The sequence below is a fragment of the Desulfosalsimonas propionicica genome (assembly GCF_013761005.1).
Taxonomy (GTDB): Bacteria; Desulfobacterota; Desulfobacteria; order Desulfobacterales; family Desulfosalsimonadaceae; genus Desulfosalsimonas; species Desulfosalsimonas propionicica.
Genome location: NZ_JACDUS010000002.1, coordinates 149,696 through 173,002, shown reverse-complemented (window position 1 = coordinate 173,002; position 23,307 = coordinate 149,696). Strand labels below are relative to the sequence as shown.

19 protein-coding genes are annotated in these 23,307 nt (G+C 54.6%); 7 read left to right on the top strand and 12 right to left on the bottom strand.

Annotation, left to right across the window (positions count from 1 at the left end):
* The first annotated feature begins 13 nt into the window (after positions 1-13).
* Together HNR65_RS04175 and HNR65_RS04170 are read left to right on the top strand one after the other, a co-directional pair.
* On the top strand, positions 14-1,372 hold the full coding sequence (locus HNR65_RS04175; RefSeq protein ID WP_181550209.1) for an FAD-binding oxidoreductase: 1,359 nt from the start codon (positions 14-16) through the stop codon (positions 1,370-1,372).
* Positions 1,372-2,547, top strand: coding sequence for a (Fe-S)-binding protein (locus tag HNR65_RS04170; protein ID WP_181550208.1), 1,176 nt, complete (start codon positions 1,372-1,374; stop codon positions 2,545-2,547). Before HNR65_RS04175 ends, HNR65_RS04170 begins: the two co-directional genes overlap by 1 nt.
* Positions 2,548-2,567: 20 nt before the next feature.
* Here the strand turns inward: HNR65_RS04170 and HNR65_RS04165 are convergent, their stop codons facing one another.
* Entirely contained in the window at positions 2,568-3,338 is a 771-nt protein-coding gene (locus HNR65_RS04165; RefSeq protein ID WP_181550207.1) for a hypothetical protein, read from the bottom strand.
* Between the two features lie 336 nt (positions 3,339-3,674).
* Between HNR65_RS04165 and HNR65_RS04160 the strand changes: the two genes are divergently transcribed.
* Positions 3,675-5,447: a class I adenylate-forming enzyme family protein gene (locus HNR65_RS04160; protein ID WP_181550206.1), complete on the top strand. Its 1,773-nt coding sequence runs from the start codon at positions 3,675-3,677 to the stop codon at positions 5,445-5,447.
* 32 nt (positions 5,448-5,479) lie between these two features.
* Here HNR65_RS04160 and HNR65_RS04155 read toward each other — a convergent pair whose 3' ends face one another.
* The 3 genes from HNR65_RS04155 to HNR65_RS04145 are packed head-to-tail and all read right to left on the bottom strand — an operon-like array spanning position 5,480 to position 9,173.
* A complete protein-coding gene (locus tag HNR65_RS04155; RefSeq protein ID WP_181550205.1) occupies positions 5,480-6,820 on the bottom strand; it encodes a sigma-54-dependent transcriptional regulator in 1,341 nt (446 codons plus the stop codon).
* On the bottom strand, positions 6,817-8,031 hold the full coding sequence (locus HNR65_RS04150) for a two-component system sensor histidine kinase NtrB (protein ID WP_181550204.1): 1,215 nt from the start codon (positions 8,029-8,031) through the stop codon (positions 6,817-6,819). The genes HNR65_RS04155 and HNR65_RS04150 overlap by 4 nt, the downstream gene beginning before the upstream one ends.
* On the bottom strand, positions 8,031-9,173 hold the full coding sequence (locus HNR65_RS04145) for an iron-containing alcohol dehydrogenase (RefSeq protein ID WP_181550203.1): 1,143 nt from the start codon (positions 9,171-9,173) through the stop codon (positions 8,031-8,033). Before HNR65_RS04145 ends, HNR65_RS04150 begins: the two co-directional genes overlap by 1 nt.
* A gap of 377 nt (positions 9,174-9,550) precedes the next feature.
* Between HNR65_RS04145 and HNR65_RS04140 the strand changes: the two genes are divergently transcribed.
* Together HNR65_RS04140 and HNR65_RS04135 are read left to right on the top strand one after the other, a co-directional pair.
* Positions 9,551-10,717 carry an iron-containing alcohol dehydrogenase gene (locus HNR65_RS04140; protein WP_181550202.1) on the top strand — a complete coding sequence of 389 codons (1,167 nt, stop codon included), beginning with the start codon at positions 9,551-9,553 and terminating at the stop codon, positions 10,715-10,717.
* A 139-nt stretch (positions 10,718-10,856) separates the two neighbouring features.
* Positions 10,857-11,117, top strand: a complete 261-nt coding sequence (locus tag HNR65_RS04135; protein WP_181550201.1) for a glutaredoxin family protein — start codon at positions 10,857-10,859, stop codon at positions 11,115-11,117.
* Between the two features lie 5 nt (positions 11,118-11,122).
* Here HNR65_RS04135 and HNR65_RS04130 read toward each other — a convergent pair whose 3' ends face one another.
* Positions 11,123-11,773 (bottom strand): TetR/AcrR family transcriptional regulator, encoded by a 651-nt coding sequence (locus HNR65_RS04130; protein ID WP_220128284.1) that lies wholly within the window; start codon positions 11,771-11,773, stop codon positions 11,123-11,125.
* 86 nt (positions 11,774-11,859) lie between these two features.
* On the bottom strand, positions 11,860-13,212 hold the full coding sequence (locus HNR65_RS04125) for a deoxyribodipyrimidine photo-lyase (protein ID WP_181550200.1): 1,353 nt from the start codon (positions 13,210-13,212) through the stop codon (positions 11,860-11,862).
* Positions 13,213-13,505: 293 nt separating this feature from the next.
* Here HNR65_RS04125 and HNR65_RS04120 point away from each other — a divergent pair, with 293 nt between their 5' ends.
* Positions 13,506-15,488 carry a propionyl-CoA synthetase gene (locus tag HNR65_RS04120; RefSeq protein ID WP_269750849.1) on the top strand — a complete coding sequence of 661 codons (1,983 nt, stop codon included), beginning with the start codon at positions 13,506-13,508 and terminating at the stop codon, positions 15,486-15,488.
* A 105-nt stretch (positions 15,489-15,593) separates the two neighbouring features.
* Here HNR65_RS04120 and HNR65_RS04115 read toward each other — a convergent pair whose 3' ends face one another.
* The 6 genes from HNR65_RS04115 to HNR65_RS04090 form a co-directional block, all read right to left on the bottom strand.
* Positions 15,594-16,058, bottom strand: a complete 465-nt coding sequence (locus HNR65_RS04115; protein ID WP_181550198.1) for a MaoC family dehydratase — start codon at positions 16,056-16,058, stop codon at positions 15,594-15,596.
* A 17-nt stretch (positions 16,059-16,075) separates the two neighbouring features.
* A complete protein-coding gene (locus HNR65_RS04110; protein WP_181550197.1) occupies positions 16,076-18,487 on the bottom strand; it encodes a penicillin acylase family protein in 2,412 nt (803 codons plus the stop codon).
* A gap of 221 nt (positions 18,488-18,708) precedes the next feature.
* Positions 18,709-19,671 (bottom strand): thioredoxin-disulfide reductase, encoded by a 963-nt coding sequence (gene trxB / locus HNR65_RS04105; protein ID WP_181550196.1) that lies wholly within the window; start codon positions 19,669-19,671, stop codon positions 18,709-18,711.
* 107 nt (positions 19,672-19,778) lie between these two features.
* Positions 19,779-20,705: a tetratricopeptide repeat protein gene (locus HNR65_RS04100; protein WP_181550195.1), complete on the bottom strand. Its 927-nt coding sequence runs from the start codon at positions 20,703-20,705 to the stop codon at positions 19,779-19,781.
* A gap of 17 nt (positions 20,706-20,722) precedes the next feature.
* Positions 20,723-22,132 (bottom strand): adenylate/guanylate cyclase domain-containing protein, encoded by a 1,410-nt coding sequence (locus tag HNR65_RS04095; protein ID WP_181550194.1) that lies wholly within the window; start codon positions 22,130-22,132, stop codon positions 20,723-20,725.
* A gap of 508 nt (positions 22,133-22,640) precedes the next feature.
* On the bottom strand, positions 22,641-22,874 hold the full coding sequence (locus tag HNR65_RS04090) for a DsrE family protein (protein WP_232364649.1): 234 nt from the start codon (positions 22,872-22,874) through the stop codon (positions 22,641-22,643).
* Positions 22,875-23,171: 297 nt separating this feature from the next.
* Here HNR65_RS04090 and HNR65_RS18115 point away from each other — a divergent pair, with 297 nt between their 5' ends.
* Complete coding sequence (locus tag HNR65_RS18115; protein WP_269750848.1) at positions 23,172-23,306, top strand: hypothetical protein; 135 nt, start codon at positions 23,172-23,174, stop codon at positions 23,304-23,306.
* The last annotated feature ends 1 nt before the right edge of the window (position 23,307 follow it).

The window sequence follows — 23,307 nt, the reverse complement described above, 5'->3', positions numbered from 1 at the left end:
AAAGGTGATGCATATGGACTCTGTTTATCGTGCACTGGCCGATATCGTCGGCGAGGATTATGTCTCCGAACAAACCGAGGAACTCTTTACGTATTCCAAGGACCTGGGCACCTCTGAACCCCGGTGGCCTGAGTATGTGGCCGCACCCAAAACCGCAGATGAGGTCAGCCGGATCGTTGAAATGGCCAATGAGCAGAAACTGGCGGTTGTGCCCCTGGGCGGGGGAATGTCTTTGGCCGGCCTGGCCCTTGCGCTGCGCGGGGGCATCACCCTGGACTTAAAACGCATGGACCAAATCCTGGAGCTTAATGAACAGGGCCGCTACATGGTGGTGGAAGCCGGGGTTTCCCACGGCAAGGTTACCTCGTATCTACACAAAAACGCTCCGCACCTGATGCATTCCGAACCCGGTGCCCCGCCTGCGGCCACCATCGGCGGCAACCTGGCCATTCACGGCCAGGGGGATCTGGCCCATCCCTATGGATTTAACTCAGATATGATCAACGGCCTGGAAGTGGTGCTGCCCACGGGCGAAATCTGCCGGATGGGCTCCTGTGCCCTGGGAAATCAATGGTATACCCTGCGCCCCCTGCCGGATTTGAGCCTGTTTATGGGCTGGAGCGGCTGCACCGGCATTATCACCAAAGTATCGCTTCGTCTGTTTCCCTGCAAAAAAATCCAGGAGCAGGATGTCTTTGTGGTGGAAAACGAAAACCTGGTCCCGGAAATCCTGTTTAAACTGACCCACGTGGGCATGGCCGAGGACCTGGTGGTGGTCAGCCAGGAAATCCCGCCCCCGTTTAACCGGCTTCATTACATTTTAATCAACCTTGCCGGCGACTCCCGGGAGGAACTGGAATTCAAGCGCCAGCTCATCTTTGATCAAAATCTGGCCAAATACATCCAGGAAGGCACCGGCGGCATTGGTGCGGCCGGTCAGGACATCGAGCGTCCTGTGGTGAGCAAGACCTCGGACTGGCGAAAAGGCGGGGGGTTTGAATACGTGGGCGCCATTGTGCCTGTGGGCTTTTATCCGGAAGGATTTCGGCTCGGCGTGGAAATCTCGGCCAGACACGAAATACCCTACACGGTGCTGGGCCGGGTGGTGGGCTGCGGCCACAGCATGATGTTTTCCTGGACCTATGCATTTAACCGGGCTGACAACGACACGGTCAGCCATGCCCGCCAGGCCCTGCACGAAACCGATGAAAGGGTGCTGGAAATGGGCGGCACCCTTTGGAAACCCGCAGTCTTTGGTCAGAAGCTGGTAATGGATCGAATGGATGCCAATACCCGGGAAATGATGAAAAAGGTCAAAACCCTGCTGGATCCCAACGGCATCATGAACCCCGGAAACTGGGAGGTGGCCTGATGGCGCTTGCACAATACAAATACATGGATATCATTCACCGCTGCTTTCGCTGCGGCTACTGCAAATTCCCCCAGGACTGGGCGGACGTGGACAACTGTCCGGCCTATGCCCGCCACCGGCTGGAGAGCTATTCCAACGGCGGCCGCCTGTGGCTGATCCGGGCCTGGGTCACCGGCGAAATCCAGTGGTCTCCGCATCTTGCAGACATTGTTTATTCCTGTGTGGCATGCAAAAACTGCGAGGAAAAATGCCCGTTGTCATTTTCAGATGAAATCATCAACATGGTGGTGGCGGCCAGAAACGAAATGGTGGAGCTCGGGCTGCTGCCCCCGCCGGTCAAAGACTACTTAAAAAATGTCCAGCTTCACGGCAATCCATATGGGCTCGGGGCCAAAAAGCGGGGCGACTGGGCCGGGGACCTGTCTGTGGAGCCTTATGCCGACCAGGAGTATTGCTATTTTACGGGCAGTGAAGGCGCCTATGACACCCGGGCGCAGCAGGCGGCCCGGTCTGTGGCGCAAGTGCTGCAGTCTGCCGGGGTCTCTTTTGGCGTGCTGGGCAATGAAGAAACCGATGACGGCAATGAAGTGGACCTGATGGGCGAAGACGGCCTATTTGAATTGCTGGCGGAAAAAAATATCGCAACCTTTAAAAGACGCGGAGTGAAAAAAATCATCACCCTCTCTCCCCATTCCTTTAATGTCATAAAAAACAAGTATCCGCAGCAGGGCGCAGATGTTGAAGTATATCACTATACGCAGATACTCGCCGACCTGATCGGCCAGGGCCGGCTCCGGGCACCCCGTTTAGACGGGGCCTGCATTACCTTCCATGATCCGTGCTTTCTCGGCCGCTGGAACAACGAATACAAGGCCCCCAGAAAAGTGCTGAAAGCTGTGGCCGGCGCCCGGATTGCTGAAATGCAGCGAAGCGGTAAAAGCGCCCTTTGCTGCGGCGGGGGCGCCGGCAATTATTACACAGACCTTCTGGGCGCAAGCCCGGACAGTCCGGCCCGGATCCGGGTCCGCCAGGCCAGGGAAACGGGCGCAGACATCCTGGCCGTGGCCTGCCCCAACTGCCTGACCATGCTCGAAGACGCGGTCAAGGTGGAGGGCCTGGAATCGGAAATGGCAGTCCGGGATATTTCTGAACTTTTTGCACTTTCAGCCCAATAACATTACGCCCGAAACCACTCTCAGTCCGGGTTCCGGTTGCGGCCGGAAACACGGGGCAGCAGGGAAACATCCCCGGATCCGACAGCCTTTACGGATTCGGTTTTTCCATGGGGCTGCTTTGGCTGGTGGATGACGTTTCCCTGGCTGTCAATAACCGTGTTGTCATCAAGCAGCAGCATGCCGGCCTGGCTCATGAGTTCGCACTTGTACTGGTGGGCGTCTTCCATTTTCTTTTTGCGCAGCTTGTAATGAAGCCAGAGGAAAAGAAAACCCAGCAGCACCACAGCTGTGAGCAAAATCCCGGCAAAAATCAGCACGGCGTTCAGCGCCTTTTCTCCGGCATTGCCCATCAGTGCCAATATGTCGTTTAAGTGAAACATGATCAGGGCACACAAGCCCAAAAGCAGCAGAAAGAGCAAAAACTGAAACTGCCAGGACAGGTTTAAAAACATTTTTCGTTTTTGAAATGCCGTGGCTTCATCCTCGTCAAGAGAGGACTTCAGCCCGTCAAAATGGCCGCTGTCCCTGAAATAATAGGTATTGAAGGCAATGATCACAATGCCGAGCATAAAGGTGATGCCGATGGGAATGGTAAAAGCGGCATAAAAATACTCCCGCCATGGAAAGGGGCTGGGATAGGGCTCAAGGATGGAAAAAAATGCGGCAAGGAAAATCACCACTTCAATGCCGCCGAGAACCAGCAGGTATCGGAGAAAAAAAGTCTTGAGCTCCTCTTTTGTAAATAAATCCACAAGGCTTTTTTTCTGTTCATCCTTTGGCGTATCGGTCATGGCAGAATCTCTCCAATTATTTGCGTCTGGCCGGAAAGGCCTTTCCGGGTTCAGGTGTCTGCATTTTTCATCCATGTTCACATCCCGCATGCAGCAATGAATCAGGCTGTATGCATGCGGGCAGGGATTAAAAGTTTTTTACCCTATACCCATTTTCCCTGATGGACAACAATTTAAGCACAATGAAAAAAATGGATAGAAAAAATAATTTGTTACTGACCAAATCAAAACATTTGTGCCCGGCCAAAAACTCCTATATACATATATAAACAATGTTTAAAGGCAAAATCAACGATTGATCCCTGTGCGACACCCACCTTGCAAAGGAGGTCCCGGATGACAGCTCAGATGCCCCCCAGGTTTCAACAAGGAAGCGCTTTTTTTGACACGGCCCTTTATCATTGCTACCGGCAGATGAACTACCCGGAAGCGTGGCTTGACGAAGGCCTGGCATACGCGCCAAAAGACGCTTATGTTATCAGTCATCCCACCTGGTTTTTCGAAGCCATGCCGCCGGTTCCGGAAATTTCCATTTATGAACTGTTTTCCCGCACTGCTGCAAACCGCGGAGATGACACAGCGGTGATTTTTCTGGACAAGGCCGCCTCCTACCGGCAATTACAGCGCATGATCGGCCAGTATGCCGCATTGTTAAAAGACCTGGGCATTGAAAAAGGCGATGTGGTGGCCGCCATGCTGCCCAACAGCATCCAGCATATCATTGCCTTTTACGGAGCCGCCATGATCGGGGCCGTACACACGCCCGTCAACATCATGTACCAGGCTGAAGAAGTCGCCTACCAGATCCGGGATGCCGGCGCAAGGGCCGTTTTGATCCTGGATCTGCTTGCAGACCGGGTGCAGCCCCTGGTTGAAGACAATACCCTCAAGCAGGTCATCACCACCCACATCCGGGACTGGGCAGCAGATGACGCGGTGGTGTCCAATACATTGAAAATGTTCTGGGACATCCCCAAAAGCCGGGTACCGGGCGCCCTGGATTTTTTCAGCACCATTGAAAAATACAGGCCCCTGACAGCACCTGCGGCCGTGGATGCCAGGACCGAAACCGCCCTGCTGCTCTACACCGCCGGAACCACGGGCAAATCCAAAGGGGTCATTGAAACCCATTTCAACCTCGTGTTCAATTCCCTGACCCACACCCATGCGTTCCGGGCCTGGGGAGACCATGAGGTCAACTTTTCCATCATGCCCATGTTTCACACAGCCGGCTATTTTCTCCACCTCCTGCCCACCCTCTACCAGGGCGGAACGGTGATTCCCGTTCCCATGTTTGATCTGGCAGATGCCTTCCGGTTGATTGAAACCAACAAGGTAAACGTGATTTTTGCGCCACCCACGTTTTTTATTGCCATGATGTCCAACCCGGAGCTGATCGGCTCCCATGATCTCACCAGCCTGGCTGTGACCATCGGCTGCGGCGCACCTGTGCCCGTGGCCGTGCAAAACAGGTGGCAGGAGACAACCGGGGTGAAACTGGTCAACGGCTGGGGCATGACAGAAACCAACAGCGGAGGGATCATCTCCATTCCCGGCATCAAGGAAAAAGATGATGCCATCGGCATACCCGTATTTTCCGAGGTCAAAATCGTGGATGAAAAAGCAAACATCGTGGGCCGGAACCAGGAAGGCGAGATCTGCTACCGGGGCCTTCAGCTGGCCCGGGGATATTTGAACAAGCCAGCGGAAACCATTGCCGCATTTATGCCGAACGGCTGGTTTCACACAGGGGACCGGGGCTATGTGGATGAAGCCGATTTTGTCCACTTTGTGGACCGGATCAAGGATCTGATCGTGGCTTCTGGCTACAATATCGCCCCGGTGGAGGTCGAGGACGTGCTCTACCGGCATCCGGGCGTGGCCGAAGCTGCAGTGGTGGGAATTGCCGACACCTACCGGGGCGAAACCGTCAAGGCGGTAATCGCGCCCAAACCCGAATACAAGGACCGGATCACGGAGCAGGAAATCATTGACTTGTGCAAAGCTCACCTGGCCACTTTCAAGGTCCCCAGAACCGTGGAATTCCGCGACAGTCTGCCCAAAAACGCCGTTGGAAAAATCCTGCGCCGCATGCTGCGGCAAACATGAAAATGGTCCATTTTCGGGCTTTGTAAAAGGGGTTATTGCTTGGATTGCAGTTTCCGGTAAAGGGTCTTTCGGCCGATGCCCAGAATTTCCGCCGCCCGGGTACGGCAGCCGTTTGTATAATTTAGTACGGTTAAGATATGCTGGCGCTCGATTTGCTCAAGGCTCTGGAAGGAATCGCTGCCTTTTGCCGCAGGCGCTTTGTGCACCAGTTCCAGGGGCAAAGCCGCCTCGGTGATCAAATCGCCTTCTGCCAGAATCATGCTTCGCTCCAGCACGTTGTTGATTTCGCGAACGTTTCCCGGCCAGTCGTATGCCATGAGGCACTGCATGGCCCGATCGCTGATGCGCACCCGCCGCCCCTCACCCCCGGCCCGGGTAAGAAAGGTTTCCACCAGCAGCGGGATATCCTCCTTGTGTTCGCGCAACGGGGGCAGATGAACAGCAAATACGTTTAACCGGTGGTACAGGGCCTCGGAAAAATTCCCGGTTCTCACTTCTTTGTGCAGATCCCGGCTGGTGGCAAAAATAAACCGGATATTGACGTGCCGCTCCTGTTTTTCCCCAATCCCGCGATAGGTCTTGTTTTCGATCACCCGCAGAAGCCCGCTTTGAACCTCCAGGGAAAGCTCGCCGATTTCGTCTAAAAAAAGCGTGCCGTTGCCGGCAAAAGCCAGCAGCCCCTCGTTTGCCTCGGAGGCTCCGGTGAAGGCGCCTTTGCGATGGCCGAACAGCTCGCTTCGCATCAGATCCTTCTGCAGGGTGCCGCAGTTTTTGGTGATCAGGGGCCGGTCCTTACGCGCACTTAACTCGTGGATCAGCCGGGCGATCATGGTTTTTCCCGTGCCGCTTTCACCAGTGAGCAAAACCGGCGTCTCGGTGGGCGCAACTTTACCGATCAGGTAACGCACACGGTCGAGGGCCGGCGAGGACCCGATGATTCTTGTGGGGGGATTTTCCATGCTGGCCTGCCGCAGCATCCGGTTTTCCCGGTGGAGCCGGCAGCGCTGGGATGCCTTTTCCACAATCATTTCCAGGCGCTGCAGATCAAATGGCTTGGTGATATAATCATATGCCCCGGTCTTCATGGCCTGGACCGCATTGTCCACGTCTCCGTGGCCGGTGATGACAATGACCTGGATTTCCGGGGCGGTTTCCTGGAGTTCAACAAGCACGTCCATGCCGTTGCCGTCCGGAAGCCGGATGTCGAGGATCACCACGTCAAACTGCTGCTTTTCCATGACGGTCCTTGCCGCGGCCAAGGTTTCAACACCAGTGACAATGCGCCTTTCAGAGCCTATCTCCTTTTCAATGAGCCTTCTAATGGAGGCCTCGTCATCCACAATCAGAAGTTTTATGGTATCATCAAAATTCATGATTCCTGCGCGCTTTGTTTTGATGCCGGCAGATTTACCCGGAATACAGAGCCGGTGCCGGGCGTGCTTTCAACGGCAATTTCCCCGGCATGGGCCCCGATGATGTGGTAACAGGTGGACAGTCCGATGCCGGTGCCCTTTCCCACTGGCTTGGTTGTATAAAAGGGCTCAAAAAGCTTGGATCGTTTCTCCGGGGCAATGCCGCAGCCGGTATCCGCCACTTCCACGCTGACCCGATGGGTTTCCGGGGTAAAAACGGTTCTGACGGTAATGGTTCCCCGGTCAGCAATGGCGTCCATGGCATTTAACACCAAATTGAGAACCACCTGGGTGAGTTCTTCGGGCAGGCCGCTTACCTGCGGGAGATTTTCGTCTAACGCCAGGTCGATTTTCAGGCCGGGCTGCTGCTTTAACCGGTTCTGGATGATTCGCAGCACATTGTCAATAACCCGATTGAGAGCGACCGGGCTGAACTCTGCACTGCTTCTGGGGCTGAAGGTCAGCAGGCTCCGGACAATGTCGCTGCAACGCCTGCATTCATCGCGAATGATGCCCAGATATTCGTTGAAATCCTCTTTAACCGTTTCTTCCCGGATATATGGAGCCAGTTTTTCCATACGCCGCCGCAGTCCGTCGGTAAATCCCTGGATGGCGGTTAGCGGATTGTTGATCTCATGGGCCACGCCCGCGGCGAGCAGGCCGATGGTGGCCATCTTTTCGGCATGGTAATACTTGGCCCGCAGTTCCTTTTCACGGGTCACATCGCGCTTGACAACGATGATCTCACCGGGCAGCCCGTCGGTCTGCCCAAATGGCGATGCAGTAATCTCAAAATGACGATTTTCACCGTTGACTGAAACAATGGCGCTTTGCCGGCGCACCGCGTTGGCTTCAAGAGCGTCTTTTAAGGCGCATTGCGCGCAAGGCCGTTTCCGGGCCCGAAAAACCGCATAACAATGCCGGCCGGCAGGATCATCACCGGAGTAAATATCATAATAGCTGTGGTTGACTGAGCGGATCCGGTAATCCGTTGAAATCACGGCCACAATGTCTGCAATTCCGTCAACGATGGCCTGGACATGTTTGCGCTGGCGCGTTAATTCCATGTTAGAGCGGTTCAGCTCCTCGATCTTGTGCTGCAGCTCCTTGAAGAACCCCAGTTTTGAATGGCCGATACCGACAATGTCTTCCAGGCCGGGCTTGTTTGGCATTACCAGGCCTCCTTGCAAATATTGAGCATATCCGCCACTGTAGCATCCCTGGGATTTGTCAGCAGGCAGACATCCCTGGCCGCCATCCGGCAGAGCTTTTCAAGGGATTGTTTGTCACCAATAATCTGGCCAAGGCGCGTGGACACGTCTAACCCGGCAAAAAAAGCCTCGAGTTTTTCAATCCCTGCAAGGGCGGTGGCCTCATGGGTCTCCAGCCGGTGGCCAAGCACAATTTGACCGATATCGACCATCTTGGCGGGGCATGCAGCCATGTTAAACCGCATGACCGGCGGCAGCAGCACCGGATGGATCAATCCGTGGGCGATATCGAGTTTGCCGCCCAGGGAATGGGCCAGCGCATGATCCATTCCCAGGCTGGTGTTGCTAAACGCCATCGCCGCAAGAGTGCTGGCAGTGCCGAGTTTTTCCAGGTTGTCCAGGTTTGGTTGTTCAATGGCGCATGGCAGCCAGGTCATGATCAGATCAATGGCCTTGAGGGAATGGATCTCGGTCAGGGTAGAGGCAAGATTGGACACATAAGATTCTATGGCATGGGACAGGGCGTCAATGGCCGATGATACAATCAGATCAACGGGCTTGGTGGTCAGCACCCGCGGATCGATAACCGAAATATTGGGCACAAGGGTGCGGCTGATAATCGACATTTTGACCTGCCGCTCAACGTCGGTGATAATGGCAAACTGGGAGATATCCGCTCCGCTTCCGGCGTTTGAGGGCATAAACACCATGGGTGGAAGCGGCCGCTGAATCCGGTTGGCCCCTTCATAATCCTGGACCCGGCCGCCGCTGGAGGCCAGCATGGCAATTCCCTTGGCCGCATCCATGGGGCTTCCCCCGCCGATGGCCATGACCACGTCGCATCCGGCTTCAAGATAGCTCCGGGCGCCTTCGACAATCTGGAAATCCCGGGGGTTGGAGGTGATGTCGTTGAAGTAATGCCAGTCAAGGCCCTGACCTCTCAGGATTTCAAGAACCTGCGCCACCCACCCGGCCTGTTCCAGGCCCGTGTCACTGACCAGGAACACCTTTTCCGCCCCGAAACGCCTGGCGCACAGTCCGGCATATTCCAGGCTGCCGGCGCCAAATAAAATTTCCGGAACGGCAAATTTGCGAACATCCATATTTGTTACCATATTGTTGAGTATACGGTGTTTCCGGGTGCGAAACCCGTGCCGGTTTCAAAAAAAACAAAAACCCCAAAAAAATTGCAACCTGTTTTGCTTCCCCTGCTTTTCCGGGTCATCATGACCCCGGACCGCGTCCGTTTCCGGGTCACAATAACCCATAATGCCGGCTTTATCAGACAAGATCACAAATATCCATGCCGTGCTTTTTTGCGCCGGAATTTGGAGAATAACCTTATTTCACCGCTTATTCAACAACATACATACAATGTAGCAGTTTTTTCTAACATTGCCGCACCCGGTTGGCCCGGTATTTGCGATAGGAACAATGAAAATTTTTATAAACGATGTTTTTAACTTAAAAGGAGGTTATCATGACCGTACAAGAACAAGTCTATGGATTCTACATTCCCACCGTCACCCTCATGGGTATCGGGTCCTACAAGGAAATCGGCAACCAGGTCAACACCCTTGGCGGGAAAAAACCCTTTATTTGCACGGACAAAGGCATTGTGGCCGCAGGCATTGCACAGCAGGTGGCAGATGTGATCAAAAGCGACTGCGGTGTGGATGCCGTAATCTATGACAACACCCACGCCAACCCCACGGATAACAACGTTCATGAAGGCCTGAAAGTGTTTCAGGACAAAAAGTGCGACCTGATCATCTCCCTTGGCGGGGGCAGTGCCCATGACTGCGGCAAGGGCATCGGAATCGTGGCCTCAAACGGCGGCAATATCGGAGATTACGAGGGAGTGGACCAATCCACAAAACCCATGCCGCCGTTTATCGCGGTAAACACCACCGCAGGTACCGCCAGCGAAATGACCCGGTTTTGCATCATTACTGACACCAGCCGCAAGGTAAAAATGGCCATTGTGGACTGGCGGGTCACCCCAAACGTTGCCATAGACGACCCCCTGCTCATGGTGGGCATGCCCCCGGCCCTGACCGCGGCCACCGGAATGGATGCCCTGACCCATGCAGTGGAGGCCTACGTGTCCACCGCCGCCACCCCGGTCACGGACGCCTGTGCGTTAAAGGGCATCGAACTTGTATCCCAGTACCTCAGGGCGGCGGTGGCCAACGGAGAGGACATGGAAGCCCGGGACCGGATGTGCTATGCCCAGTACCTTGCGGGCATGGCCTTTAACAACGCCAGCCTTGGCCACGTGCATGCCATGGCCCATCAACTCGGCGGATTTTACGATCTACCCCACGGCGTCTGCAACGCGATTTTGCTTCCCCATGTGAGCCGGTTTAACCTGATTGCAAAAATGAGCCGGTTTGCCGACATTGCCGTTGCCATGGGCGAAAACATTGACGGGCTTTCGATAAGGGATGCCGCTGATGTAGCCATCGAAGCCATCCAAACCCTTTCGACGGACATCGGCATTCCATCAGGCCTTGCCGCCCTGGGTGTGAAGGAAAAAGACCTGCAGATTATGGCGGAAAACGCTCAGAAAGACGCCTGCGGCCTTACCAACCCCAGATGCCCAAACCTTGAAGAGGTCATTGGCATTTACAAAAACGCCTTGTAAGTCCCAAAACCGGCCGAAGAAGCCCGGAACCCGGACGGCTCTGCCAAAACTGCACCGTCCGGGCCGGGTTTGCCGCCGGCCGACAAAACTTGCCATTCAACGCATTCCGGATCATTCTGACACAGGACAGGGGAAAAAAATGGAACCGCCAATCACCCTCTACGCACTTCAGCACTGTGCGCACTGCAAAAGGGCAAAGCAGTACCTCGAAAACCGGAATCTGCGCTTTAAAACCGTTTCCGTGGACATGCTTTCGGGCGCGGAGCGAAACGATACCCTGCGGCATTTGCGCCGCATCAATCCCGGGGCCTCGTTTCCGACCCTGGTGATCGGTGATACAGTGGTGATTGGATTTCAAAAGGAGAAAATCGAAGAGGCCCTGACGCGGCAAGGCGGCTGACACGTTTATTTGTTTCTGCCGGTCAGGTCAAAGGCGTTTTCACAAATTTTTTTCAGGGCGGATTCCATTTTGGCCATATCAAAAGAATCCGGATCCAGGGTCTGCATCATGCCCAGTCCCAGCCCCAGGGCCAGCAGGATTACCGGCAACTGTTCGGTGAGTTCAGGTTCCAGTTCATGGGTTTCCACGCCCTGCTGCAAATATTGGGTGATAAATGAACGCAGGTTGCGATAAAATTTCTTAATAATATCGGCACATTCCTGATTGTTCTGGGCCTGGGCAAAATAATTGATCAGCAGCAGAAAAAAATCCGGATTGTCCACGGGTACAAACGTAATATTCTCCAGGTGGGCAAACAGCTTGTCCTTTGATGAATCCAGGGGAGCCATGGTCTGCATGACCTGGTCGTTGGATTTGCGGAAGGTTTCCTTTAAAACCTGTAGCAGGATATCCTGCTTGTTTTTAAAATAATGGTAGATCACCCCGGTGCTCACCCCGGCTTCTGCGGCCACGTCCTTGATGGAAAGTTCCAGCACCCCCTTTTCCACGATGCATCTGCGTGTGGCCGAAATGACCTGCTCCCGCCTGATCTGCTCCATTCCAACTTTGGGCATGGTGTTTTTTCGCTTTCCCTGGCTGATGAAACGGTTGCTCATTAAATGAAACACCGATTTTATAACCCTGTTTTCGGTCCGCCGTCAAGGCAACATTTGGCCCCGGGGCGTCTGCGGCCGGTTGTGTGTCAGGGCAGATACTTTTTGACATATGCTGCTATCTGAAACTTGCGCTCCAGGCCGGATGCATTCATATACCGGATCTTGCCAAAGATCTCCCTTTCCTTCCAGCCCCGGTCATGGCGGCCGAAACACCAGGCCACCCCGGCAAACCCGTTGGGATCCCGGCCGTCTAACGCATACCTGTTGTTTAGCCAAAGCATGGTGTCAAAAGCCGATTCCGGGGTTTTTGACCATTCAATGATCTTTTTGCCCCAGTACATGCGCATGTAATTGTGCATTTTGCCGGTGACCACCATTTCGGCCTGGGCGGCATTCCAGTACGGGTCATGGGTTTGTGCGGCTTCAAACTGCTCCGGGCTATACAAATAAACACGTGGGTCATGTGTGTGGGCATCCAGGCTTTTTTGTGCCCAGGCCGGCACGGCGCTCCCGTAGCTGTCATAACCGGAATTGTACCATACAAAATTGACCGCCAGTTCCCGTCGCACCACCAGCTGTTCAATAAACGCCGCCCTGGCCGGTTCGGCAACGTCTGCATTCCGCACCTGCAAAACAATATCAACAGGCGAAATCTGGCCGAAATGGAGATACGGGCTCAGATCCGACTGGCAGCCGGCTGCCGGGTCCCTGGCCCGGTTCGGGTAATGGGCCAGTTTTTCGGCAATAAACACAGAAAGCCGGTCCCGGGCCCGGCCCTGGCCGCCTGTAAACAAAACAGACGCATCAGAAAGGCTTTGCTTGTAGCCCAGCCCTGTGCAGACCTTTTCAGGATCAATATCCAAAGCCGGCTCAAGGGGACATTGGCCGCGGATTTTAATTCCGGGCGGATCTGCAAAATCAAGAAACGCATCCAGGTTTTTCATGATCCGCGGACGAAGGGTGCGGGCAGCCGTCTCCTGCTTATCCGATGCTGCGGCCACAGGCACCACCACATCGGTTTCAATGATAGAAAAGGGACATGCCAGCCGGCGCTGGACCTGGTTGCGCCATTGCCGCTGAATCCGGAGATACCCGGAATCCGTGACCACCCACGCGGCATTCTCAGCCAGTTTACAAACACCGGAAACCATATCTGCAGTTTCCATGACAAAGCCAATGCCCAATTTTGCAAGATCTTGCTGCACCTGGGCCAGACCCTGGAGCATGAACCGATAGTGCCGGTATCCGGCCCCGGGAAATTTGGGCAGCAGCACAAATCCCACCACCAGGGGTTTGTTCATCTCATTTGCCCTTTTGGCCGCAAATTCCAGGGCGTGGTTGCAACGGGTGCGCTGGGCCTGCTGCATCCAGTAGAGCACGTATTGGCCGGATTCGGGTAATATGCCGGCAAAGTGAGTGATGCGTTTGTCATGAATCATTGATCCTCCGGATTATTTTGTGCAATCCAATCTTGATGGCACCGTAAAAGTCTGATTTCAGATGGTGCCGTAAAAAGTTCAAGATCAAGGCTTGCGCAATTTCGAAGAATGCAGAGTACTTAGCCGTACGTGAAATTCTGAGAAATTGCGCGTAACGCAGATATTGCACTTTTTACGGCGCCATCAATCTTATCAACGCAATCCTGTAAAACACAACAAAACAATAAAACCGTTTTTTTGAAACCGGATTGTTTAAAAAAAACGTCGTTTAAGCCCTTTAACTTTGTTTTGAATTGCGCTATAGTGTTTCTTCATTCAGTTATCCGTCTCACCCATTAACTTCCAACCCCAAGCAAAAGGAGTGTACTATGTCCAATGCCTATGAAGCGGCCTACCAGCGTTCCCTCAATGATCCGGAAGGCTTTTGGGGCGAAATTGCCGAAGACTGCCACTGGTTTAAAAAATGGGACCGGGTGCTGGATGATTCCAACAAGCCCCTCTACAGGTGGTTTACCGGCGGAATGATCAATACCTGCTACAATGCCCTGGATTTCCACGTGGATGACCGGGGCCGGGGCGAGCACCTCGCCCTGATCTATGACAGCCCGGTGACAAACACTATACGCAAATACACATATGCGGAACTTCGCGACATTGTGGCCCGGTTTGCCGGGGTTCTGACCAATAAAGGCGTGACCAAGGGCGACCGGGTGATCATCTATATGCCCATGATTCCCGAAGCCCTTGTGGCCATGCTGGCCTGCGCCCGCATCGGGGCCATTCATTCGGTGGTTTTCGGTGGTTTTGCCGCAAAAGAGCTTGCCACCCGCATTGATGACGCCCGGCCGAAAGTCATGGTCTCGGCATCCTGCGGTATCGAAGGCCAGCGCGTCATTGCCTACAAGCCGCTGCTGGATGAAGCCATCCGGCTGTCAAAACACAAGCCTGAATCCTGTATCCTCTATCAACGCCCCCAGGAGCATGCACCGCTTACCGAGGACCGGGACTCGGACTGGGAGGAAGGCATGAAAAACGCCGATCCAGTGGATTGCGTGCCAGTGGAAGCCACAGATCCGCTTTATATCCTCTACACCTCGGGCACCACCGGCCAACCCAAGGGCGTGGTCCGCGACAACGGCGGACACGTGGTGGCCCTGAAATGGACCATGAAGGCCATTTACGACATTGACGAAGATGATGTCTGGTGGGCGGCTTCTGACGTGGGCTGGGTTGTGGGCCATTCCTACATTGTCTACGCCCCGCTGTTTAAAGGATGCACCACGGTGCTCTTTGAGGGAAAGCCCGTGGGAACCCCGGATGCCGGCGTATTCTGGCGGGTGATTTCCGAGCACAAGGTAAAATGCATGTTTACCGCGCCAACAGCCTACCGGGCTATACGGCGCGAAGATCCCCAGGCGGACCTGCTGCACCAGTACGACCTGTCGAATTTCAAAATCCTGTTTCTGGCCGGAGAGCGCTCTGATCCGGCCACCATCCAGTGGTCGGAAAAGCATTTAAACGTTCCGGTCATTGACCACTGGTGGCAGACCGAAACCGGCTGGGCCATTGCCGCCAACTGCATGGGGCTGCACTTCTTTCCGGTCAAATACGGCTCTCCCACCAAGGCGGTTCCCGGATGGAATGTCCAGGTTCTGAACGCAGCCAACGAGGAAATGCCGCCGGGCGAAATCGGGGCCCTGTCCGTCAAACTGCCCCTTCCCCCGGGGGCCCTGCCCACCTTGTGGGAAAACGACCAGCGCTACATTGACGCCTATCTCAAGGAATATCCGGGCTATTACAAAACCGCGGACGCCGGCATGGTCGACGAGGAGGGCTATATCTACGTGATGTCGCGAACAGATGACATCATCAACGTGGCCGGCCACCGCCTGTCCACCGGCGCCATGGAGGAAGTGCTGTCAGGCCATCCGGATGTGGCCGAGGCCGCTGTGCTCGGGGTCCATGATGAACTCAAGGGCCAGGTGCCCGTGGGTTTTCTTGTGCTCAATGCCGGTGTGGAAAAAAGCAATGATGAGATTTTAAAGGAAGTGGTGGCCATGGTGCGTGACCAGATCGGCCCGGTGGCCGCATTTAAAAAAGCCGCTGTTGTTAAACGGCTGCCAAAAACCCGCTCAGGCAAGATTCTGCGGGGCACCATCCGGAGTATCGCCGATCAGCAGGAAGTCAAAACCCCTGCCACCATCGATGATCCGGCCATCCTGGACGAAATCCGGGAAGTGCTGGCCGAAATCGGCCTTGGAAAAACAGGACGCTGATATCGTTGTGCCGCTCCATGATGCGGGTTTGCCGATGGCCCAACGCAACGGGCCATCGGCAAATCGATTTATTTAAAACAAAAGATCCGGGGTCTTTGGCCGTGCTCAGGCAAAATAAAGCCGGGACAGGGTTTCTGCAATACAGGCGGGCTTTTCACTGCCTTCCACCTCGATGATTACCCGCCAGGTCAGCTGCACCCCGCCGGTGACCTCATCGATTGCCAAAAGGGTCATCCTGGGCCTGACCCGGCTGCCGGCAGGCACGGGCGCGGCAAACCGGACCCGGTTTAACCCATAATTGACCGTCATTTGGGCACGCGGCAGCTCTATTGTATCTCCCATCAAACGGGTGAGCAGAGAAAGGGTCAAAAACCCGTGGGCAATGGTGGCGCCAAAGGGCGATTCTTTTTCGGCACGTTTTTCATCCAGATGAATCCACTGGTAATCGCCAGTGGCCTCGGCAAACAGGTTGATCTGCTCCTGGGTGACCGGATACCAGTCACCCTCGGATAGTTCCTCTCCGATCTTTTCCTGCAGTTGTTCCACAGTTTCAAATCTGATTTTTGCCATAAAAAACAGGCTCCTTTTTACCTGAGTATCAGGGTGTGCTGAGTGTTTTCGGAAATGGCGCTGTCGCTAAACCACCAGTAGAGTTTGCGGCCTTCCATAAAGGCTTCCACCTGGTCCTTTTGATGGGGACTCAAAAGTCTTCCGGTCACACCGCCGGGCAAAACCGCGGTCACTTTGTCCGCATCGGCCATGTCAACAACCATGCGCAGCGAGGCACAATGGGTCACCTCAAAGGGATTTTGGTAATCATACCAGCCGCGGCAGAGCGTTTCCCCGGAGCCGGGCATGGGCATGGGGCCGGTGCCCAGCAGGGTCTTGCCCAACCCCTGACGCCGGACCGGATGGACCAGTTCCAGGGTATGGATCTTTCCCCACTGCCATTGATCCATGTCTGTTCCAAGGGCATCCTGCAGCGCATCACGGGCCTGCACGGCCGCCTGCCTGAAAAGTTCAGCCATGGTTTCGGTTTTCTCCGGGGTCTTTTTGTTGTCAAACCACGGAGACCGGCCGGAAAGCACCATCTGCTGAAGCCGCTCCTGCCAGAAATACCAGTTATTGAGCATTCTTTGAGCGGTTTCGGACCCGAGTTCATCTTCAAACACAAGCCTTGCAAATCGGATATACACGGACTGAAACACTGCAGGGGCTGCCTGGTCTGCGTCATCAAAAAAATCCCAGTCTGCAAGGATTTGTCCCATCTTCCGGGTCTCATCGCCGGCCAGAAGGGCCCGGGCCATGACCGGGGCAATCTTTTCAGCCATGGAATTAAAGGTATCACGCTGGTACTGCCAGTGGGCATCCGCGTCCTTTGGCCCGGGGCCGGCCATAAGTTCTTTCAGGCGCTCATACCTATAGGAGGGGGCGAAAAATGAGGAATAATAAAAGGGATAATCTGCGGCCACAGTTTTGTGATTGCAGGTGCCCAGCCAGTTTCTTTCCGGATTGCTGCTGTGGGGCATCTGGTTTTGCGAAATCCAACTGACCCAATTGTCCCTGTCGTCTGTGACCTTGCGCGGGAAAGTGCCGTCATTGTCTGCGCGAACCGGAATTTTGCCAGAGGCCCGGTATCCGATATTTCCCCGGCTGTCGGCAAACACCCAGTTGAGACACAGCATGGGAATCCGGGAAACGGCATCATGCAGATCCGCGTCGGATTGTGCAGTGATCACGTCAGCCAGTCCGATTTCTGAAGACATGGTTTCTGCCGGCGCCCAGCGAAGGGTGATGACGCGATCTGAATCCAGCCCGGAAAACACACCGGACACCACTGGCCCCCTGCGGGTGCGGCGAATGTCTATTTTTTCTTCGCGCATATTGCCCGGGGCATCCTTGTCCTTGATGCGCAGGATTTCAGTGATGCTTTCAAACGGCACCGAATCCCCGCCTTCCATGTAATGATCCGGATTGTCCGGATCCACGGTTTCCACGTAAAGATCCTGCATGTCACCGTAGTTGTTGGTCATGGCCAGGCTGACGTGTTGGGTGCGGCCCATGGCCATTCCCGGCAGTCCCGGAATGTTGACGCCCACGGAACGAATCTCCGGGGTAATGATTCCCAGGGGATACCAGACACCCGGCAGCAGCCTGGGATCCAGATGCGGGTCTCCGGCCAGAATCGCCCCGCTGCCGCCGGAAAGCACCGGACTCACCGCCCAGTTGTTGCTGCCCAGATCCAGGCGCATGGGCGGCCGTCTTTCACCGCGGCAGGCCGGGCCGCCAACGGCGGCTTGCCTGTAAATCAGAAGATCCCGGGGCAGTTGGTAATCGAAATCTCCGTCATCCTCCGGATCATCCGGATTGATATTCACCGGCAGAACCTGCCGGATCCGGTCCGGACCCACGGCTTCCAGAAGCCCCAGGGCCGTGATTTCCGTGCTCAGGTTGGCGGATGTACTCCAGGCCATGTAATAGAGAATCGAAAGCGAATCGGCGACGTTCCAGGGTTCAGGCTCGATGCCGGCCAGCCGGAAAGCCAGGTGAACGTCTTTGGGGGTTTTTTCAATAAAGGCGTTAATGCCGGCCACATAGGCCTCAAAAAAGCGGCGGGTTTTGTTATCCAAGAGTTGCGCCTGCTTTTTGGCGATTCGATGCAGGCCGATGGTGCGCATTTTAATGTCCAGCGCCCTGGCCTCCGCCCCGGCCAGCTCACAGACCCGGCCCTGGGCCACCAGTCGGGCCAGGTGCATGGAAAACAACCGGTCCTGGGCGGTCACAAACCCCTGGGCTTTAAGGGCGTCCGGAAGGTTTTCCGCATAAACATAGGCCATCTGCTTTTCATCCCGCTTGACCGTAACCGGCGCACTGAGCCCGGAAATCTCCAGTTCACCGTCCTTTTTGTAATCATTGAAATACAAAAGCCCCAGATAGACGCCCCCGGCGGCAAGCAACAAAACAGCTGCCCCGGCAACAAGACCCCTGATCCATTTCACGGTGACTTGCTCCTTGGTTGATGGTTTCGTAAAAAGTAATTTTTTAGATGGCGCCGTAAAAGTTCAAGATCAAGGCTTGCGCGATTCCAAAGAATGCAGCGTACTTATCCGTACGTGACAATTCTGAGGAATCGCGCGTAACGCAGATATTGGACTTTTTCCGGGGCCATCTTGGTTGCAGGATAAAAAACAGGCAGGTCAACAAACCAGCAGCCTGACGCCTAGATTTCGCAGGCCTCTTCTTTGGCCTTGGCCTTGCGGTTTTCAACATAATGGGCTGCGGCCAGCGCAGCCATGCACCCGTCAGCACAGGACAAAACGATCTGGCGGGCGTATTTCTCCCGCAAATCCCCGATGGCATAAATGCCGGCAATGCTGGTGGCGCACTGCTCGTCTGTGACCACAAACCCCTCGGGATTAAGCTTCACCCCTGCAGGCACCAGCTCATTGTTGGGCACAAACCCGATAAAAATGAAAACCCCGTCGATGGGGAGATCCCGCTGCTCACCGGTCTGGGTGTCTTTTAAGCGCAGATTGTTCACCCCGGATTCATCTGCCTGAATCTCGGATACCACCGAATTCCAGAGCACTTCCATGTTGCAGTCATCTTCCACGCGCTTTTGCAGAATCATGCTGGCGCGCAGGGCATCTCTGCGATGGATGATATAAACCTGTTTTGCCAGCTTGGCCAGATAAAGCCCCTCCTCGCATGCGGAATCACCGCCGCCGACCACGGCCACGTTCTTGTCCCTGAAAAAAAATCCGTCGCACACGGCACAATAAGAAACCCCTTTACCGTATAGCGTATTTTCCCCGGGCACCCCGAGCTGGCGGGGACTGCCGCCGGTGGCCAGAACCACCGCATGGGTACTGATCTGCCGGCCTCCGGCCAGGCGCACGGTGTGAAAATCAAGGCCCGGCTCCACTGCGGTGACCTCGTCTGAGACCTGCTCTAAGCCGTAGGATGCGGCATGCTCGGCAAACTGCATGGCCAGTTCGGCCCCGCTGATGCGGGTAAAACCCGGATAGTTTTCCACTTCGTCTGAAAGGTTGATCTGCCCGCCGGGAGCGCCTTTTTCAACCAGCACCGTCTTTAATGCCCCCCGCATGGCATAAATGGCTGCGGACAGCCCTCCGGGACCGCCGCCGATGATCACCAGATCATATATTTCATTGTCTGACATCCCAAACGCCTCCTTTTAAAAACCTTTATAAATCACGAAAACTTCGTTTAAATACAGGCCAATGGTAGCCCCGGAACCTTGAAATGTCAAACCGGGGCAGCAAAATATCAATTTCTCCAGCGGTCGAGATTGTCCAGAAAGGTTCTGGCCCGGCGAATGTTTTGCTGCAGTTTGGGGTCATCGGGCTTGAGTTCCAGGCCCTGCTCCCAGGTTTTCAAAGCCTTTTGCAGGTCGCCGCGGGTATACAGAAACCGGCCGCGCTCCAGCAGGGTTTCGACTTCCTTGTCAATCCGGTTCTCCAGCCGCCGGCGCCGGTCCTTGACCTGCCCTGGCTTGACCGCCTGCATTTCTGCAAGGATTTTTTGGGCCGCCGGCAGGTTGCCGTTTTCCATGGCCTGGTTGAAATCCCGGGCCATGATGGACCACTTTTCCTCGTTTCGGGTTTCTTCCTGCCGGCTGGATTCAATCCGCAGGTCCTGGCGGTGAAAATGAATTTCTGCAAGCAGATTCCGGGCGGCGGTGCTTGACACCAGACGGTTTGAAAGGCCCAGAACCCGGCCGGCCATCCCGAATTCCCGGTCCCTGATGGCCTGCTGCCCCTTTTCAAAAAGCCGGCTGGCGGTCTGCTCAACAGCTTCTTCAAATTCCCGGTACCTGCGGCGCGATTCATAGTTGTCATGCCGGGCATAAAACAGATTTTCCCGGTTGTCGCGGATGGCCAGCAGATAGCGGCCCCGCTCCAGCAGCAATTCCAGTTCATTGTCAAAAATGATCTGCCGGCGCAAGGACTCGTATTGCTTAAACTTCTCTCTCAGCACCGGCGCATCCGGAAACCGGTCACGGGCCCTTTGAATCTCGCTGATCGCCTTTGCCAGCCGGTTGTCTTCTGCATATGCCTGCGCCCGGTCAAGGCTCTGCCCGATGCATTCCTGCCGATCGCCCGTGCAGGCCGGCTGTTTTACAAAACCCGCGCACCCATGTAAGCTAACAGAGGCCATCAGAAAAAGAATAAAAACAACCAAGCCACGCATCATTTTTGCAATCCGCCCTTTCAAGCGCTCGCCGGAAAAGCGGCTCCGGCATCAGACCAGTGCATCCAGCCTTTAACGATCATCACCTCAACACCATTGCTAAAACCCTTGACCTGGATGCGACGGGTTGTATGCGCCTGGACCGGGAACCGGGCGGCAACGTGCTGATAAAAATCCCTGTCAATCAGTATCTGATCGGCATCCGCCAGATCGCACAACCGTGCAGCCAGGTTGGCAGGCTGTCCAACCACCGTGTACTGAAGCCGATCATGGGAGCCAAACAATCCCGCCAGTACAATGCCGCTGCTGATGCCCACCCGTACATCCAGACAAGGAAGATTTTCCCTTCTGCGTTCTTCGTTAAATGCTGCAATGCGCTGCTGGATCTGCAATGCACATGTCATAGCGTTGTAACGATGATCTTTATCGGGCTGTGGACAGCCGAATACCATCATGGCGCAGTCGCCGATATATTTGTCCACGTTGCCGTTGCAGCTATGGCAGATCTCTGCAAACCTGGCAAAATAAAGATTTAATATCCTGGCGATTTCCTCAGGACTGCGCGATTCACTGAAAGCCGTGTAGCCGGAAAGGTCGGCAAACAGGACGCTGGCCTCCTCCCGGCAGCCTTCCCGCCCAAGATCAGAGGGTTCCTTGTCCATGTACCGGGCCGCCACCGGATTGCTGACAAAGCGGGAAAAGGTGCGCTCCACCCGGAGCTTCTGCTCCAGGTCGGCGGCCATGCGGTTGAACGCATCGGCCAGGGCGGCAAATTCGCCCTTATAGTGGTCCTGCATGCGAAAGCCGTAGTCACCCGATGAAATGGCCTCGGCTCCCTGAATCATATCATTTACCGGCTTTCCCAGACTCCGGCCGAGACGGATAGCCGCCAGTGTGATGGTGAGCACCAGCAGGGCCACCACGATAGCCCCGGAATAGACCACGCGATTTTTACCGGCTGCCAGTTCCGAACGATCCAGGCCCACCCACGCGGTTGCCCCCACCACATTCTGAAACACAACAGGTGCATGAAACCAGACGATATCACCCCGCCCCCTGACCGATCCGCCGGTTCGGATGGCTTCTGCACTCTCAATTTGATGCATGGGCAGATCTCTTTGATGCATGGGCAGATCTCTGCCGGCATGGGCAAGAATTTCATGATCCCGGCTGACAAGGGCGGCGGCAGCCACCGGAAGATTTTCATTCAAGGAATTGACCAGACTGGCCAACCCGAGCTCATCCTCGGTAAAAACGCCCTCCACAGAACCGGCGCTGAGCTGTGATGCCAGCATGGTTCCGGTTTGCGCAAACTGATTTTCCAGCAGCGCAAATTGCCTGTGAACCAGGCTATAACCCAGAATACAAGAGGCAATCAACACCAGGCCTGTCATGACCAGGGCCAGCTTATGTCCGAAATGCCATTTCATTGATTTTCATATCCATTTTACGGTCCAACACCTTTATACCTGAATCCGGGTATGTGTCAACTATATAAAAACAAATATGATTTCAACCGGTTAATAAAAACCGAAATAGCAGGCAAGCAAATAACGCCAATATCACCGGATAATTGTTTGTGCTTGCATCCAGACAAGACTGTGATATATTTTAAGCATATGCTCGAAAAAATAACAGGTTTACAAGCCTGAACAACATATTGGAAGCCTAAAACACGAACTGCCTGTCAGCAGAAAAAAGATTGAAGGTGCGCGTCAAAACGGGAATGTGGGGCCGGGGAAGGAGCGTGTTTTTATTTCCCGGCACCCCGCCGGAGAGCATTTCAGGGGGAAGCCGGGATTTTTTTCGGTTTTGTGGCCTTTAAAAATTAAAAACCCTTGCTTCTGCTGCGATATCAATGATGGCCGGCGCCCCCCCAAGATACATGTTGGTAAAAAACTGGCTCTCGTCCACCTGACGAGATTTGGCGCAGGGGATTCAAACCCCTGTCGGGACTTCCTTTTCCACCAGATACGGCAAATAATCATTGGGACAATCGCCGGTCTGGGTTCGGACGCTCAGGTCCCGGCCGGAATCAGCCCAGTTTACGCCGCCGTCGACCAGAAACAGGTCTACCTGGTGGTTTTTATCATGGGCTACCTTTGCAAACTGAAAACACCGGGTAGCGGCTTCATTGTCGTCTCTGCCGAGAATAAAAATAAAGCGGGCCATTGGGTTATCCTCCTTGATGAAATGATGCAACACAAATACAAACCACAAGCTATCAATTCCGGAATATGAGATATAACACAAAACTTTTTAAATGATGTAACATGTCTGAAATGATTTTGCAAAATATGAAATCCACACAGGGTTGCCCTGACAGATACGCTTTGCATCAAACAGGCAGGGCTTCGATCCATATGGATTTGGCCTTTATTTTGCATGGGTGTAACCCAGGCTTGTTTAATTGATTGCTGAAAAGAGTATCTGAAATAAAAACCCGAAAACCCAACAAGGAGGCTGATCATGAAAAAAGGTGAACACTTGGTAGTCATTGGCTGCGGCGGCGTGGGCGGGCCGACCGCCATGCTGTCGAGAAAACTCATGCCCGACATTGACATCACGGTGATCCGGGCGGAAAAACGCTTTATTGTCAGGTGAG